This window comes from Sphingomonas sp., assembly GCF_041661825.1.
Taxonomy (GTDB): domain Bacteria; phylum Pseudomonadota; class Alphaproteobacteria; order Sphingomonadales; family Sphingomonadaceae; genus Sphingomonas.
Genome location: NZ_JBAZTU010000003.1, coordinates 482,575 through 497,295, shown reverse-complemented (window position 1 = coordinate 497,295; position 14,721 = coordinate 482,575). Strand labels below are relative to the sequence as shown.

15 protein-coding genes and 1 tRNA gene are annotated in these 14,721 nt (G+C 66.8%); 3 read left to right on the top strand and 13 right to left on the bottom strand.

Annotation, left to right across the window (positions count from 1 at the left end; all coding sequences use genetic code 11):
- Positions 1-209: 209 nt before the first annotated feature.
- The 3 genes from WC729_RS15260 to WC729_RS15250 are packed head-to-tail and all read right to left on the bottom strand — an operon-like array spanning position 210 to position 3,301.
- A complete protein-coding gene (locus WC729_RS15260; RefSeq protein WP_372854238.1) occupies positions 210-1,538 on the bottom strand; it encodes an ATP-binding protein in 1,329 nt (442 codons plus the stop codon).
- Entirely contained in the window at positions 1,538-2,215 is a 678-nt protein-coding gene (locus tag WC729_RS15255) for a response regulator transcription factor (protein ID WP_372854236.1), read from the bottom strand. Before WC729_RS15255 ends, WC729_RS15260 begins: the two co-directional genes overlap by 1 nt.
- Before the next feature lie 60 nt (positions 2,216-2,275).
- Positions 2,276-3,301: an NAD-dependent epimerase/dehydratase family protein gene (locus tag WC729_RS15250; RefSeq protein WP_372854234.1), complete on the bottom strand. Its 1,026-nt coding sequence runs from the start codon at positions 3,299-3,301 to the stop codon at positions 2,276-2,278.
- Between the two features lie 121 nt (positions 3,302-3,422).
- Between WC729_RS15250 and WC729_RS15245 the strand changes: the two genes are divergently transcribed.
- Complete coding sequence (locus tag WC729_RS15245; protein WP_372854232.1) at positions 3,423-4,025, top strand: TetR/AcrR family transcriptional regulator; 603 nt, start codon at positions 3,423-3,425, stop codon at positions 4,023-4,025.
- Positions 4,026-4,103: 78 nt separating this feature from the next.
- Positions 4,104-4,775, top strand: coding sequence for a hypothetical protein (locus WC729_RS15240; protein WP_372854230.1), 672 nt, complete (start codon positions 4,104-4,106; stop codon positions 4,773-4,775).
- Between the two features lie 317 nt (positions 4,776-5,092).
- On the opposite strand, the gene WC729_RS15235 is transcribed toward WC729_RS15240, so the two are convergent.
- Genes WC729_RS15235 through WC729_RS15215 form a run of 5 tightly spaced genes read right to left on the bottom strand, consistent with a single transcriptional unit; the run spans position 5,093 to position 9,852 of the window.
- Positions 5,093-6,073, bottom strand: a complete 981-nt coding sequence (locus tag WC729_RS15235; RefSeq protein ID WP_372854228.1) for an AAA family ATPase — start codon at positions 6,071-6,073, stop codon at positions 5,093-5,095.
- Positions 6,070-6,699: a dTMP kinase gene (tmk, locus tag WC729_RS15230; RefSeq protein WP_372854226.1), complete on the bottom strand. Its 630-nt coding sequence runs from the start codon at positions 6,697-6,699 to the stop codon at positions 6,070-6,072. Before tmk ends, WC729_RS15235 begins: the two co-directional genes overlap by 4 nt.
- The gene (locus WC729_RS15225; RefSeq protein ID WP_372854224.1) at positions 6,696-7,865 is read right to left on the bottom strand and encodes a D-alanyl-D-alanine carboxypeptidase family protein; all 1,170 of its coding nucleotides are present in this window, start codon (positions 7,863-7,865) and stop codon (positions 6,696-6,698) included. The genes tmk and WC729_RS15225 overlap by 4 nt, the downstream gene beginning before the upstream one ends.
- A 24-nt stretch (positions 7,866-7,889) precedes the next feature.
- Positions 7,890-8,822: an SPOR domain-containing protein gene (locus WC729_RS15220; RefSeq protein ID WP_372854222.1), complete on the bottom strand. Its 933-nt coding sequence runs from the start codon at positions 8,820-8,822 to the stop codon at positions 7,890-7,892.
- The gene (locus WC729_RS15215; RefSeq protein WP_372854220.1) at positions 8,806-9,852 is read right to left on the bottom strand and encodes a lytic transglycosylase domain-containing protein; all 1,047 of its coding nucleotides are present in this window, start codon (positions 9,850-9,852) and stop codon (positions 8,806-8,808) included. The genes WC729_RS15220 and WC729_RS15215 overlap by 17 nt, the downstream gene beginning before the upstream one ends.
- Before the next feature lie 93 nt (positions 9,853-9,945).
- On the opposite strand from WC729_RS15215, the gene WC729_RS15210 reads away from it, so the two are divergent.
- A tRNA-Ser gene (locus WC729_RS15210) sits at positions 9,946-10,035 on the top strand.
- Between the two features lie 15 nt (positions 10,036-10,050).
- Here WC729_RS15210 and WC729_RS15205 read toward each other — a convergent pair.
- The 5 genes from WC729_RS15205 to bamA all read right to left on the bottom strand — a co-directional run bounded on the left by WC729_RS15205 (position 10,051) and on the right by bamA (position 14,711).
- A complete protein-coding gene (locus tag WC729_RS15205; RefSeq protein WP_372854218.1) occupies positions 10,051-10,389 on the bottom strand; it encodes a PilZ domain-containing protein in 339 nt (112 codons plus the stop codon).
- A gap of 81 nt (positions 10,390-10,470) precedes the next feature.
- Positions 10,471-10,701, bottom strand: coding sequence for a 50S ribosomal protein L31 (gene rpmE, locus WC729_RS15200; RefSeq protein WP_372854215.1), 231 nt, complete (start codon positions 10,699-10,701; stop codon positions 10,471-10,473).
- Positions 10,702-10,792: 91 nt separating this feature from the next.
- Complete coding sequence (gene fabZ, locus WC729_RS15195; protein ID WP_372854213.1) at positions 10,793-11,269, bottom strand: 3-hydroxyacyl-ACP dehydratase FabZ; 477 nt, start codon at positions 11,267-11,269, stop codon at positions 10,793-10,795.
- Positions 11,266-11,961 carry an OmpH family outer membrane protein gene (locus WC729_RS15190; RefSeq protein ID WP_372854211.1) on the bottom strand — a complete coding sequence of 232 codons (696 nt, stop codon included), beginning with the start codon at positions 11,959-11,961 and terminating at the stop codon, positions 11,266-11,268. Before WC729_RS15190 ends, fabZ begins: the two co-directional genes overlap by 4 nt.
- Entirely contained in the window at positions 11,961-14,711 is a 2,751-nt protein-coding gene (gene bamA / locus WC729_RS15185; protein WP_372854209.1) for an outer membrane protein assembly factor BamA, read from the bottom strand. The genes WC729_RS15190 and bamA overlap by 1 nt, the downstream gene beginning before the upstream one ends.
- Positions 14,712-14,721 lie beyond the last annotated feature (10 nt).

Here is a 14,721-nt window from a genome sequence, read left to right as displayed (position 1 = left end):
GCGCTCGCCTCTTGCCACGCTTCGTTTGCTCGGGGGACGGCGCAGGTTGTTTTGCGCGTTCCGCCTTGTCGCCGCGAATACGCTTCGACACATATTGCGCGACGTCAGGGATGAACCAGGACAGTATCTCGGAGATGACGTCTCGGATCATGCCCCATTGGTTACGGGTGGACCGATAAACAAACAAGCTATCGACCAGCGCCGGAACCTCACCGATGCAGCGGCAACACGACTACCGCCCGCAACCCCGGCCCCGCATCCTCAAGCACCAGCGAGCCGTCATGCAGTCGCGCGATCGCGTCGACCAGCGTCAGGCCCAACCCCTGCCCCGCCGGCTTGCCCTCGGCCTCCAGCCGCCCGAACCGCCGGATCACGGTATCGTGCGCGGCCGCCGGAATGCCCGGCCCATCATCGGCCACGCTCACCGCAATCGAATGTCCGCGCCGCTCCACGCTCACCAAGATCCGTGTGCCCGCCGGCGTATGCCGGATGGCGTTCTCGACCAGATTGACCAGCATCTGGCGCAGCAGGTTCGGGTCGCCGCGCACGCTCAGCCCGTCCAGGATATCGAGCTGCAGCACATGCGCATCGTCCTCGGAGACGTGGAGCAGCGCCTCCCCGACATCGCGCACCAGGTCGCTCATTTCCACATCGGCAAAGCGCTCGCGGCGATGGCCCCCCTCGATCTCCCATAGCCGCAACAGGCTGCCGAACAGCTCGATGATCTGGTCGGTCTGCTCCAGCACATCGGCGATGTCGGCGCCGACCGGGTCTTCCTCCGTTCGGCGGGCAATCGCCGCCACTCGCGCCCGCAATCGGGCCAGCGGGCTCTTCAGCTCATGCGTCACATCCTTGGCGGCATGCTTGATGTTCGCCATCAGCTCGTCGATCCGGTCGAGCATGCGGTTGAACGCCGCTGCCTGCTGGTCGAATTCGCTGCGCGATCCGTCGAGCGGCACCCGGCTTTTCAAATCCCCCTCCATCACCGCATCGACCGTGCGCTGCATCGCGCGCATCCGCCCGCCGATCACCATCATGATGCCGATCGCGCCCCCGATCACGATCAGCGCGGTGATGGCCAGCCCGATCAGCTGAACCCGGAACAGCATCCGGTCGAAATCCTCGACGACGTCATTGTCGGACACGACGACCAGCGTATCGCCGCCCACCCTGCGCGCCAGCGCGCGGCCATGGGCAACGCCCTCGACCCGGGCGTCGTCGCCGAAGTCGGAATAGCCGATCGGCGGCTGTTTCTTCAGCCGCAGCTCGCCCGCGATCTGCCGTCCGTTCTTGTCGAGCAGCATGTAGAACAGATCTGCCGTGTCATGGTCGTTCTGCGCTGCATCGATCCGTCCGATCATCGCCTTTTGCGATATGCCACCGCTAATTGCGCTGGCTTCGCTCGCCAGGCGCCGGTCGACCTGCCGGCGCAGTGCATCGCTGTCGATCCGGTAACTGACGATGCGGATCGCCACCAGCGCGACCAGGAAGACGACCACATAGATCGTCATGATCGCGCGGAGGGACCGGGGCCGCATCAGCTCTTGTCGGTGATCATGTACCCGACGCCGCGGACCGTGACGATCGGGTCGGTCTCGCCCGGCTTGTTGAGGTGCAGCCTGAGGTGGCGGATATAGGATTCGATGATGTTGGTCGTCGGCTCGAAATCATACTTCCAGACATTCTGGTAGAACATCTGCCGGGTGACGATGCTGTTCGCGTTGCGCACCAGCTCGCACAGCACCTGGAACTCCAGCTTGGGCAGCACAAGCTGGCGGCCGGCGCGCGTGGCGCGGTATTTGATCTCGTTCACTTCAATATCGCCGACTCGCATGATGCCCGAATCGCCCGATCGCGCGGCGCGGCGGACGATCGCGCGCAGGCGGGCGTCGATCTCGGCGGGTGCGGCCGGCTTGATCAGATAATCGTCGGCACCGGCATCGAGCCCGATCAGCCTCTGGTCCAGATCGGCCAGCGCCGTCAGCATGATGATCGGCACGTCGATATCACGCTCGCGCAGCAGCTTGGCGACCCCCACCCCATCGACATAGGGCAGCATCACGTCGAGCAGGACTGCCTCGAACTTGCCATCGGTGACGGCGGCGATCGCAGCCCGGCCGTCCGGCGCGATCACCGTCTCATGACCAAGTTCCTCGAGGTCCGCGACCAGCTGTTTCGCCGCGCGCGGATCATCCTCCACGACAAGAAGTCGCATGTTTTTCGGCCCTCAATGGGAAGTCGGTGACGCCCTCCCATATCCTTTGTGCAGCCGATCTCAACTGGTCTGTGCGGCGCGTGACGCCAACAGGCTTTCGGCGCAGTCCAGGATCGTTTCCCGGGCCGGGCGCGGCGCAAATCCAAGCATTTGCCGCGCCTTGTCGTTGCTGACCGGCCGACGCTGGCCCAGATCGCCCAGGAACATGCGCAGCCGCGGCAGGAACAGCGCGATCACCCGTACCAGCGCATTGGGCAGCACCTGCGTCGGCACCTTCGCGGCGCGCGCGCCAAGGCCGGCACGCAGGATGCCGGCGATATCCTTCATCCACAATGTCTCGCCCATCGCGAGGAAGCGCTGACCCGCGGCGTCGGGCGCGAACAGGGCGTCGACATGCAGTGCTGCCAGGTCCCGCACATCGACCACCGACAACGCCAGGTCGAGCAACCGCGGCGGCTTGCCGTCGAGCAGCGCCTGGATCACCCAGACCGAGGCCGCTTCGCCATTGCCCAGCAACGGCCCGAACACCGCGCCGGGCAGGATCGTCGTCAGCGCGGTCTGCCCGGCGGCGCTCGCCATGAAATCCCAGGCCGCGCGCTCGGCAAGGATCTTCGATCGCCGATAGGGATCGAGCCGGGGATCCTCCGCATCGGCCCAGACCGTCTCGCTGCTCACCAGCCCTGAGCCGCGCGGCGGTCGCGCGGTCGCCGCGGCTGACGTCATCACCACGCGGTCGATCCCCGCCGCCACGGCCGCGCGCAGGATACGCAGCGTGCCGTCCCGCGCCGGCGCGACCAGTGCATCCCGGTCGCGCGGTGCCTCGCGCCCCAGCGGCGAGGCGATATGGAGCACGCCGTCGCACCCCATCATCGCCGCTGCCCAGCCCGCGTCCCCGGTCAGGTCGGCGATCGCGAAGCTCAAACGGTCGCCCGGATCGATCTGCGCCCCAATCGCCGCCCGCACCAAGGCTTCCCGCGCAGGATTGCGGATCGTGGTGCGCACCGCATGCCCGCGCCGCAACAGGTCGACAATGCACCAGCCGGCGATGAACCCCGTGCCGCCGGTAACGAGGATGGTCTTGCTCATCTCTGTCCTTCCGCCAGTCGGCCCCTGTCGAAGCGCCGGCGAGTCTTGTTGAACATATCTACATCTGTATACTTATAGGAATGGCATGAGTCTACACCTGTAGACAAAAGGGGCATATGTTATGGAATCCACGGCCGAACCACGCCGCCGCGACGCCGCCGGCACCCGCGCAGCGATCCTGGCGTCCGCGCGCCGTGCCTTCGCGGCCTCGGGCTATGACGGGGCAGGCGTACGCGAGATCGCCGCGGGTGCCGGCGTCACCGCGATGCTGGTCAACCGCTATTTCGGCTCGAAGGAGCAGCTCTTCGCCGAGGTCGTCGCGGACACCATGGCCGATCCGGTGATCCTGGCGCCGGAGAACCTCGCCTCCCCCACCATCGCGCGCGACCTCGCGTCGGCGCTGGTCGGCCTCACCGCGGCCGGCGCGGGGCCGCTCGACGGGTTCCTGATCCTGTTCCGATCGTCATCCAGCCCCGCAGCGGCCCGCATTGCGCGCGAACAAATCGCCCGGATCCACCACAAGACCGCCACCGGAGCAGTGCGCGCCGCGCACGCACCCGAGCGCGCCGCGCTGCTGCTGTCGCTGGTCGCGGGCGTCCAGATGATGCGCCAGATGATCGCGCTGGAGGCGCTGGCCGATGCCGATCCCGACATACTGGTCGGGATATTGGCGCCGATTGTCGCCCAGCTCCTTGGAATCGAGGCTGATTCGATCGCGCGTTAGGGACGTTTCGGTTTCAATGCCGGTTGAACCGGGTACAGCGGCGGCGCAGCAAGACGTCGGCAACGGGACATCGCCCCCATGAATTTCATGCAATGGCTCAACTCGCTGGACGAACTGCTCTTCGAGATATTGAGCTGGGTGATCTTCTTCCCGATCACCCTGTGGCGGATCATCCGCCATCCACTGTCGATGATGGCCTATGCCGAGGCGCAGCTCGCCTTACCCGAGGACGATCAATATGGCGACGCGCTGAGCCCGCCGATCTTCCTCGTCCTGTCGCTCCTGCTGGCGCAGGCGCTCGAGCTGACCCTGGTCGGTACGAATGCGATCGTGCGGAGCCGACATGGGCTGGCGAGCCTGGTCGACGACAATACCAGCCTGTTGTTGCTCCGCCTCATCCTGTTCGGCATCTTCCCGCTGCTCATGGCCACCCGGCTGGTGCGCAAGCGCGGGGTCGGGCTCGATCGGAAGGCGCTGAAGCCACCCTTTTACGCGCAATGCTATCTGGCCGCGCCCTTTGCGCTGACGCTCGGTATCGGCGGCACCATGATGACCCAGCCATGGGACCGGGTCCGTATCGCCGGGCTCGCGGTCATGGTCGTCGCGCTCCTGGCTTACGGCATCGTGCAGACTCGCTGGTTTGCCGTGCAGCTGGATGTGCCCCCGGGGCGTGCCTTCATCCATGCTTCGTTCGGCATGGTCGAAAGCATCGTCATCGCCATGGGCGTCGCGTGGCTGTTCACCCTTTGAAACGGTGGACGGCCGGGATCACTGGCGATTCTGATTCAATTTTGCCGTTCGTCGTCGCAGGTTCCGGCCGGTCGGGGCAATTCCGGTCCCGGCCGGCTCTTTCTCATGTTGAAGAATGTTGGACGATCTTTTCGTCTTTACAGCGGTAAAAGCAGCGGCTTTTTCCGCTGTTACCGCTGATTTTTCCGCTGTTATGCATAACAGCGGAAACGCGCGCCAACCGCCTGGAAACGCTCGCGGATTTTGCGACCGAAATCCAACATAACAGCGGAAAGAAAAAAACGGCGCGAAAATCGGCGAAATGTTGGAGAAACCGCTCAGGCCTCGCCGAGCTTCGCCACCAGCCCGGCCATCTCGTAGACGGTCGCCTGCGAATCCAGCGACAGGCCCCGCGCGCTCGCCGCCAGCGCCCGCGCGGCATCATAGCTGTCGAGCGCGGTCTGCAGCTGCCGGCCCTGCCGCGACGGCGCGGCCGAGGCGATGAAGGCCGGCGCCCGGTCGAGGAACGCCTCGTAGCGCGGCTGCGCGGCCTTGGGGGCGAGCAGCTTGGCGAGCTTGGTCCGCCGCGCATTGCCCGGATCGCCGTCGCGCGCGATGGCGGTCATCGCTTCGTCGAGCTTGGCCAGTTCCAGCCCGGCAAAGCCCAGCGCGCGGCCCGGCGCGCCCTGCCCGGCCTTCACCAGCGCGGCGATCTCGGCATCGTCGCACTGCGGCAGTTCCGCCCGCAGCACGCCGCTCATCACCTTGTCGTCGAGCGGATCGAAGCGCAGCAGCCGGCAGCGCGACCGAATCGTCGGCAGCAGACGCCCCGGCGCATGGCTGATCAGCAGGAAGATCGTGCCCGCGGGCGGCTCCTCCAGATTCTTGAGCAGTGCGTTCGCCCCGCCCCGCTCCAGATCGTCGATCGCGTCGATCAGCACCACGCGCCGCGACGACATGGACGGGGTGGTCATGAACATCGGCTGGAGCGCGCGGACCTGCGCGATGGTGATGCTCCGTGCGAGATCCTGCCCCGGCTTGTCGGCATCCTTGGGCTGGCGGGCCATCTCGCGGTAATCGGGGTGCGATCCGGCGGCGATCAGCGATCGGGTGCGGTCGCCTTCGGGCACGTCGAACCCCGGCGGCAAGGTACCAGGCGAGGCGCCTTCGGCGAGCAGGCGCAGCGCCGCGGCCTTGGCAAAGCTCGCCTTGCCCACGCCTTCGGGTCCGGCGAACAGCCAGGCATGGTGCAGCGCGCCGCTCTCCATCGCCGAGGCGAAAGCAGCGTGCGCCGCGTCATTGCCGACCGGCAGCGTCACGGCAGCAGGTCTTCCAGATTGGCGAGCAAGGCCTGCGTCACCGTGTCGGGCGTACCGGACGCGTCGATCAGCCGAACCCGCTCGGGCTCATGCTCGGCGAACCGCCGGAACGCCGCCGCGACATCGGCATGGAAGGCATCGCCGCGCGCCGCAAAACGGTCCGCGCCCGCTCCGTCGCGTACCTCGGCCCGGGCGCGGCCCTGTTCAGGCGCCACCTCGAGCACGAAGGTCCGGTCGGGCAGCAGCCCGCGCGACCCAAAGGCATGGAGCGCCAGCACGGCGGCATCGTCGATCCCGCCCGCGACGCCCTGATAGGCGCGTGAGCTGTCGATGAACCGGTCGCAGATCACCCAGGTCCCGGCGCCGACCGCCGGGCGGATCATCTTCTCGACATGGTCGGCCCGGGCGGCGGCGAACAGCAGGGCCTCGCTATGCGGGCTCCAGCGCCGGACATCGCCCTGCATCAGCAGGCCGCGGATCGCCTCGGCACCCTCGCTGCCGCCTGGCTCGCGCGTGACCAGCGTCTCGATGCCGCGCGCGCCCAGCGCCGCGGCCAGCCGCTTCGCCTGAGTCGATTTGCCGGCCCCCTCCCCGCCCTCGAGCGAGATGAAGCGACCTGTCGTCACCCGCCGAACAGGCCCTTGAACCCGGCCCAGGCGCGGCCGAAGAAGCCAGCCTCGGCGACATCGCTTTCGGCGACCAGCGGCAGCTTTTGCGGCTGCATGTCGGGGGTCATCACGATCAGATCGGCGATATGCTGGCCGGCCTTGATCGGCGCCTTGATCGGGCCGTCATAGACGACGCGCAGCTGGATGTCGGGCGCGACGCCCGCTGGCAGGGTCGCGGTCAGGTTCGCCGGGGCGACCAGGCCGACCGTGCTTGAACTGCCGAGCTGGACTTCGGCAGTCTCCACCTTGCGGCCCTTCGCCACGATCGGCTTGGCCTGCCAGGCGCGGAAGCCCCAGTTCATGAACTTGACCGATTCCTCGATCCGCTGGTTCGCGCTGGTCAGGCCGGCCATCACCATCACCAGGCGGCGGCCATTCTGCTCGGCGGAGCCGGTGAAGCCATAACCCGCCTCTTCGGTGTGCCCCGTCTTCAGCCCGTCGGCGCCCGCGACGCGGCCCAGCAGCGGGTCGCGATTGGCCTGGGTGATGTCGGCGCCTGCGCCGAGCGTCTTGCCCCAGGTGAAGCTCGGCAGGGAGTAGAACTTCTTGTAGAGTTGCGGATGGTCCTGGATCGTCGCCGCGGCCAGCTTCGCGAGGTCGCGCGCGGTGACATAGGTCACGCCGTTATCCGGCCAGCCGTTCGAATTGCCGAAATGGCTGTTGGTCAGCCCCAGCTTCGCGGCCCGCTGGTTCATCAGATTGGCAAAGGCTTCCTCGGTCCCGGAAATGCCCTCGGCCAGCACGACGCAGGCGTCGTTGCCCGAGAGCGTCACGATGCCCTTGAGCAGATTCTCGACGCTCACCTTCTCACCGGTCGAGAGGAACATGGTCGAACCCGCTGCGGGGCCATGCCATTTCTTCCAGGTCTCCGGGGCGACCTCGAACTGCTGGTCGAGCTTCAGCTCGCCGCGCTTGATCAGGTCGAACGCGACATAGACGGTCATCATCTTCGCCATCGATGCCGGCGGCATGCGGCGATCGGCATCCTTCGAGAACAGGATTGCTCCGGTCGACAGGTCCGTCAGGAAGGCGACGGGCGCCGGCGTCGGGAAATCGGGCGCAGCGGCGACGCTGGGGCAGGCCAACACGATCGCAAGGGCGGAGGCGGCGAGCAGTTTCTTCATGACAATAGTCCGTGACGCTAGGGGTTACTCGATATGCAGGATGCGGGCATCGGCATAGCCGTGCCGGGCCGCGTCGTCACGTGCGCGCTGGGCGCTCGCGGCATCGGCGAACGGGCCGATCTGGACCCGGAAGATGCCGCCCGCCGCGGCGATCCTTCCGCCGACCTGCCGCGCCGCCGCCTGGGCGCGCTCGCGGGTCGAGAAGGCGGCGACCTGGACGAGATAACCCGACCGGGCCGGGGCGGCCTGTACGGGCTCCGATGCCGGCGGCGGTGTGTACCGCGCGCCGGGTGGCGGCGTCACGGGGCGTACGGGGCGAGCGGGCGCATAGCTGGTACGGCCGGGCAGCTTCTTGCGCAACGCGGTCAGCAGCGCTTGCGGTGCTTCCATCCGCGCGGTGGCAGCCTGGCCGGAGCGCAGCGCCATCTGGTCTTGCGGAGTCGGCGTGACCAGCCGGATGCGTACCGGAGCGCCCTCGCCCACGCCGAGCTGCTGCGCGGCGGCCGGCGACAGATCGACGATGCTCCCGCCGTTCCCGCGCCCGGCGACCAGCGCGACGATCGTCCGCCCGGTGTCGAGCGAGGTCAGCTCGACATAGGATCCCATCGGCAAGGTCGCGTGTCCGACGCTGACGGCAGTGGCGGAATATTGCGGGGCGCCGCCGCCGAATGAACCGGCATAGCCGACCGCGTCATAGCGCTGCTCCTGCCCGGAGGTCCCGCGCGGGCCGGCGCCTTGCGGCAGGTCGGCCGGCGGCGGCTCCTGGTCGAGGGTCGATACCGGTACCTTGGTACGCGGCGGATCATATTGCGGGACGATCGGCCCAGCTCCGGGCACGATCCGCTGCCCGTCGGTTGGCGGCGTGGCGATGAACGGCGCTTCCTCATGGCCGCTCCCGCCGCCGCATCCGGCAAGCGCGAGAACCAGGGCGACCACGCCGCTATTGTTCAACGGCATCGGCGAGCAACCCCACGGAAAGCGCATAGAAATTCGAGCAATTATAATCGAGGATCACCCGGTAATTGCCCGTCAGCAGATAAGCGGTCTTGCCCGGCCCATCGGGCTCGATCAGCGTGGCTTGCACGTTGTCCCCCGCCCAGCCGCGCGTCTGCGGCACCAGCCCCATCGCGCGCCATTCGGCCATCGTCTTCCAGCCGCTATGCCGCGCGAACACGCGCGGGCAGCGCGGCGAGATCGTCCGGTTGGCGACGAGGTTGCGGTCGAAGCTCGGCGGCACGCTCACCGCCAGCCCCCAGGGCTGGCCCGGCCGCCAGCCGGCATTGGCGAAGTAATTGCCGATCGAGGCAAGCGTATCCGCCTCGCTCGTCCAGATATCGGCGCGGCCGTCCCCATCCCCGTCGCGTGCAAGGCGCAGATAGATCGACGGCAGGAATTGCGGTCCGCCGGTGGCGCCCGCCCAACTTCCCTTCAGCTGCGAGATCGGCACGCCACGGTCGACCATCTGCAGTGCGGCGATGAACTCGTCGGCGAACAGGTCGCGCCGCCGCCCTTCATAGGCGAGCGTGGCGAGCGCGCGCGGCAGGTCGAACCCGCCCATCACCTTGCCGTAATTGGTCTCATGTCCCCAGATCGCGACCATGATCGATTCGGGCACGCCGGTCTCTCGCTCGATCCGCGCCAGCCGGCCGCGCTGGGCGAGATAGGCCTGGCGCCCGCGCGTGATCCGCGCGGTGTCGACATGCTGCGCCTTGTAGGGCGCGAAATTGGGGACTGCCGAGGGATTGTTGGCCGCACCAGGCTGGGCTCGGTCGAGCTCGATCACACGGGTGTTGAGCGTCAGCCCGGGCATCACCGCGTCGAGCGTCGCCCGACTAACGCCCCGCGCCTCGGCCTGGCTCCGCAGCGTACCGAGATAGGATTGGAAGCCCGCCTCGTCCTGCGCGGCGGCCGAGCCGCTGGCGGAAAGGTACAGGATCGCAGCGAGTGCCGCGCCTGTTCTGCTCAAATATGTGGAAAACCCCCGCATCGCCGGACTTTGCCACAGCCCCCGCACGACATGAACCCCAATAGTCGCAGGCCTTGCACAAAAGAGCGCACCCGCACTAAGCGCGTTCCGAGCGGAGAGGTGGCCGAGTGGTTTAAGGCAGCGGTCTTGAAAACCGCCGTGGGTGCAAGCTCACCGTGGGTTCGAATCCCACCCTCTCCGCCAAATATTGCTCGGCGCTCAGGCCGCGCGAGGCTGGGGCTGCAAGCCTTGATCGACCAGGGTGGCGAAGGCGCCGTCGTCGAGCGGGTGCTGGAACTGGCAGCCGGCAACGAACTCCTCGGCCCACATGATGGTGGCGGCGACCTGTCCCAGCCGCGGCAGGGTCAGCCAGATCATCGAGCCCTTGCGCAGGCCCGAATAGGTGTGGATCCGCGCGCCGTGGAGCGAGATGTCGGTCACCTTGCACAGCGCGCGATCCAGGCCGCCGCGCCCGAGGCGCGCATCGAGCGACACCGGCGCGCGCGGGCTGCGCCGGCGTCCGTTGCTCAGGGCTGGTTCGAATTCGGCGGCGAACATGGCTTCCCTCTCGCGTTGCTGCGACGAGGGAGAGCCTAGTCCTCGATAGCTAACGCGCCATTAACGACGGCGCGCGCCACCTTACTTCTTGTTGAGGGTCAGCCCGCCAAAGCGCTTGTTGAAGCGCGCGACCTGGCCGCCCGAATCAAGCATCTGGCCGCGGCCGCCGGTCCAGGCCGGATGCGCGAGCGGATCGATGTCGAGCGTCATCAAATCGCCTTCCTTGCCCCAGGTCGAGCGGGTCTCGAACTGGGTACCGTCGGTCATCTGCACCTTGATGGTGTGATAATCGGGATGGGTATCTTTCTTCACGTGCCAATCTCCGGGAAAGCCGCTGGTTTCCGACCAGCAGCGAAGGCGCGGCCCCTAACAGAGCCGGCCAGTGAGTGCAACCTGCGGGCTGTTACGCCTTGGGCGGGTCCGCGATCATCGCGGTGAAGTTCGCCTCGGCGGCAAGCTGGCCGTCGATCATCGCGCGACCGGCGAACTTGCAGACGCTCGACCGCTTCTGGACGAACTCGACCTCGAGCCGGAGCAGGACGCCCGGTTCGACCGGCTTGCGGAACTTGGCCCCGTCGATCGCCATGAAATAAACGAGCTTGCCCGAGCCGGCGAGCCCGAGCGACTCGACCGCCAGGATTCCCGCGGCCTGCGCCATCGCCTCGACGATCAGGACGCCGGGCATGATCGGGCGACCGGGGAAATGTCCCTGGAAGAAGCCCTCGTTGATCGTCACCGCCTTGATCGCCGCGATCGACCGGTCGAGGATCAGTTCCTCGACACGGTCGACCAGCAGCATCGGGTAACGATGGGGGAGCGCCGCCATGACCCGCCCGATATCGAGCGGGCCCAACGTCCCCGTCGTCACCGCGTCGGTCACCGGCCCTGCGGCTTCGGCGTCGTCGGCGCGGGGCGGCCGGCGGGCGCTGCGGGTGCAGCCGCCGCAGGCGCGCCCTGGCCCTGCTGACCCTGCGCCTTGGGCTGCCACGATACCGGCGGCGGCACCGCGACGCTGGTCAGGGTGCGATCGATCTCGGCGCTGACCGCTGGCGTGAGGTCGCCCGCGGCGTCGCCCAGCATCAGCACGGCTTCCGGCTTCACGACCAGGCCGACCTTGCGCGTCTTGACGACGCTGGTCACCGCGTCGGGAACCTTGGAGGCGACCTGCTCCTGCAGGTACAGGCGAGCACGGGTCACGGGCTGCAGCATGCGGCCAAGTTCGGTCTGGCCGGCTGCCTGCTTCTGCTCGATCTGGGCGAGTTCCGGACGCTTGCTGTCGCGCGCGCGCTGGATCTCGTCCTGAGAGAGCTGGCCGTCGCTATTGGCGTCGAGCGCCTTCAGCAGCGGCTGAATCTCGGCGTTGATCGCGTCATTGCGTGCCTTGGCCTGATCGATCTGCGCCTTGTAGGTCGTGTCGATCGTGGACCAGGTGCTGGTCCAGACCTTCGAATTCTGCATGGCAGCATCCGGGTCCAGCATCGCGACGGTCTGCGCCTGGGCTCCTGCCGCGGCGACGAGCAGGCCGGGCGCGACGAGCGCTGTGGCAAGCAGAACCTTCTTGTACGTCTTCATTAGAACTGTGTCCCTACGTTGAATGTGATGAGTTTCGTATCATCGCTCGGGTTCTTCAACAGCGCATACGCAACGTCGATGCGAAGCGGCCCGAACGGCGAATTCCAGTTGACGCCGGCGCCGACCGAAAGCCGGGGCTTGGCAGAGTCACCGCCGAAGCGCTCGAAGAACGGCGCCGTCGTGCTCGTATAGGCGGTGTTGACCGAGGTGCCGGCGCAATCGGTGCCGCCCAGCGTCGCGGAATAACCGACCTGGCAGGTGGTCGCCAAGCCGGCATGATCCGCGTCGGTCGAAGGCACCACGAACAGTGGATGCCCGTTGCCGTCGAACACCTGGGTCTCGAGCGGCAGCACGGTCGTCCGGCCCGTGACCGGATCGACGCGGGTCGGGAAGGTCGCGGTCGGCAGCGGCCGCGTGATCCCGAACAGCGCGCCAGCCTGGATGTAGATCGACGGCCGCAAGCCCATCTCGCGCGCACCGGCGCCCAGCGGAATCTCCATTTCGATCCGGCCGAGATAATAGGCCCGGCCACCCAGCGCATCGTCCACGAACTGGGTGCGATCCGATACCAGCACCTGATTGCCGGCGTCGTCCGTCGTATAGCCGATGCGCTGGACGCGCGGCCCGACGCCGCGGATGTCGAAGCCGCGGAAATCGGGCTCGCCGAGATAGAAGCGATCGGTGATGCGGACCTTGTCGATACCCGCGCCGCGGCTGCCCTCAAGCGACTTGATGTAACCGCCCTCGGCGTTCGCCGAGAGGATGAAGCCACTGCCGAGGCCCCAATATTTCGCGCCCTCGAAGCGCGTGCGCACATATTTCACGTCGCCGCCCAGGCCAGCGAAATCGGCGCTGAGCACAAGGCGCTTGCCGGCGCTCGGGCGCAGGCGGCTGTTCAGGCTGTCGTTGATCAGCGAGAAACCGACCGAGGACGTCGCACGGTTGCCGATCGCGTCGCACAGATAGCGGCCGGCGCGCAGCGGATCGCAGACCCCGGCGGTGAAATAGGTCCCCTTGTCGAGGCCGACCTCGTCATAGGACAGGCCATAGCGGCCGGACAGCGACCAATATTCGGTGAGCGGCAGGCCGGCACGGATCTGGAACCCGGTCGACACCTGGGTATAGGTCGTCTGACGATCGTCGCCGATATAGTTGAACGCGTTGTAATCGCGGCGGAAGATGTCGCCGCCGATCGCGATGTTCTTGTCGAACAGATAGGGTTCGGTGAAACCGACTTCGATCGACTTCGAATAGCTGGAATAATTGACGCTGGCGCGCAGCTCCTGGCCTTTGCCGCGGAAGTTGCGCTGGCGGACCGACGCCTGGATGATGAACTTCTCGAGGCTCGAATAGCCCGCCGAGAGCGACAGTTCGCCGGTCGATTTCTCTTCGACGTTCGCCTCCAGCACCACCCGGTCGGGCGCGGACCCTTGCGTCTTCTTGATCTCGAACTTCTCCTGGAAGAAGCCGAGCGAGTTGATGCGGTCCTGCGAGCGCTTGAGCTGGAAGCTGTTGAAGGCATCGCCCTCCGACAGGCGGATCTCGCGGCGGATCACCTTGTCCTGAGTCTGGGTGTTGCCGTTGATCTCGATGCGTTCGACATAGGAGCGCTGCGCTGCGGCGATGTGGAAGTTGATCCCCATCGTCAGCGTGTCTTTGTCGCGGTTGAACTCGGGGTTCACCTCGGTGAAGGCGTAGCCGAACAGGCCGGTCGATTCGCTCAGGTTGTCGACCGAATCCTCGACCTGCTTGGCGTTGTAGAAATCGCCCTTCTTCATCGGCAGCGTCGCTGCCAGGCGCTTGTTGTCGAAGTCGCGAATGTCGCTGTCGACGGTCACATCGCCGAATTTGTAGCGCGGGCCCTCCTCCACCACGTAGGTGATGATGAAGTCCTTCTTGTCCGGCGTCAGCTCGGCGACGGCCGAGGTGACCCGGAAATCGGCATAGCCGTTGGTCAGATAGAACTGACGCATCTTCTGCTGGTCATAGGCCATGCGATCCTGGTCGTAGCTCGTGTTCGAGCTCAGGAGCGTCGTCAGGCGCGCCTGCTTCGTCGCCATCTCGCCGCGCAGCTTGCCGTCGGAGAAAACCTCGTTGCCGAGGATGTTGATCTGACGGACCTTCGACTTGGGCCCTTCAGTGATCTCGAACACCACATCGACGCGGTTCTGGTCGAGCGCGACCATCTTCGGTTCGACGACCGCGGCGAAGCGACCCTGGCGGCGATACAGTTCGACGATGCGGCCGACATCCTGGCGGACGGCGGTGCGGGTGAAGATCTGCCGCGGTGCGAGCTTCACTTCCTTACGCAGCTTGTCTTCCTTCAGCCGCTTGTTGCCCTCGTAGAGCACGCGGTTGATCACCGGATTCTCGCGGATGCGCAGCACGATATCGCCCGATTCGGCGCCGCTGATCGACACGTCGGCGAACAGGTCGCTGGCGTAGAGATCCTTGATCGCCTGATCGAGCGTCTCGTTGCTGAACGACGTGCCCACCCGGAGCTTGGTGTAGGACAGCACGGTATCGGGCTCGATGCGCTGCGATCCCTCGACGCGCAGCGTCTTGATCGTGCGCGTCACCGGCGGCGCCACTGGTGCGGCCTCCGGCCGGACAGGCGCCGCGGCGGGTGGCGTCGCGGGCGCCGGAGCCGTCTGGGCGCTCGCGGCCATCGGCACGCCTGACAGCATCGTCCCCGCAAGAAGCAGGACGGTGGCGCGGGCGCCGAAACTTGAAACCTTGATCGCTGTCACTATCCCACCC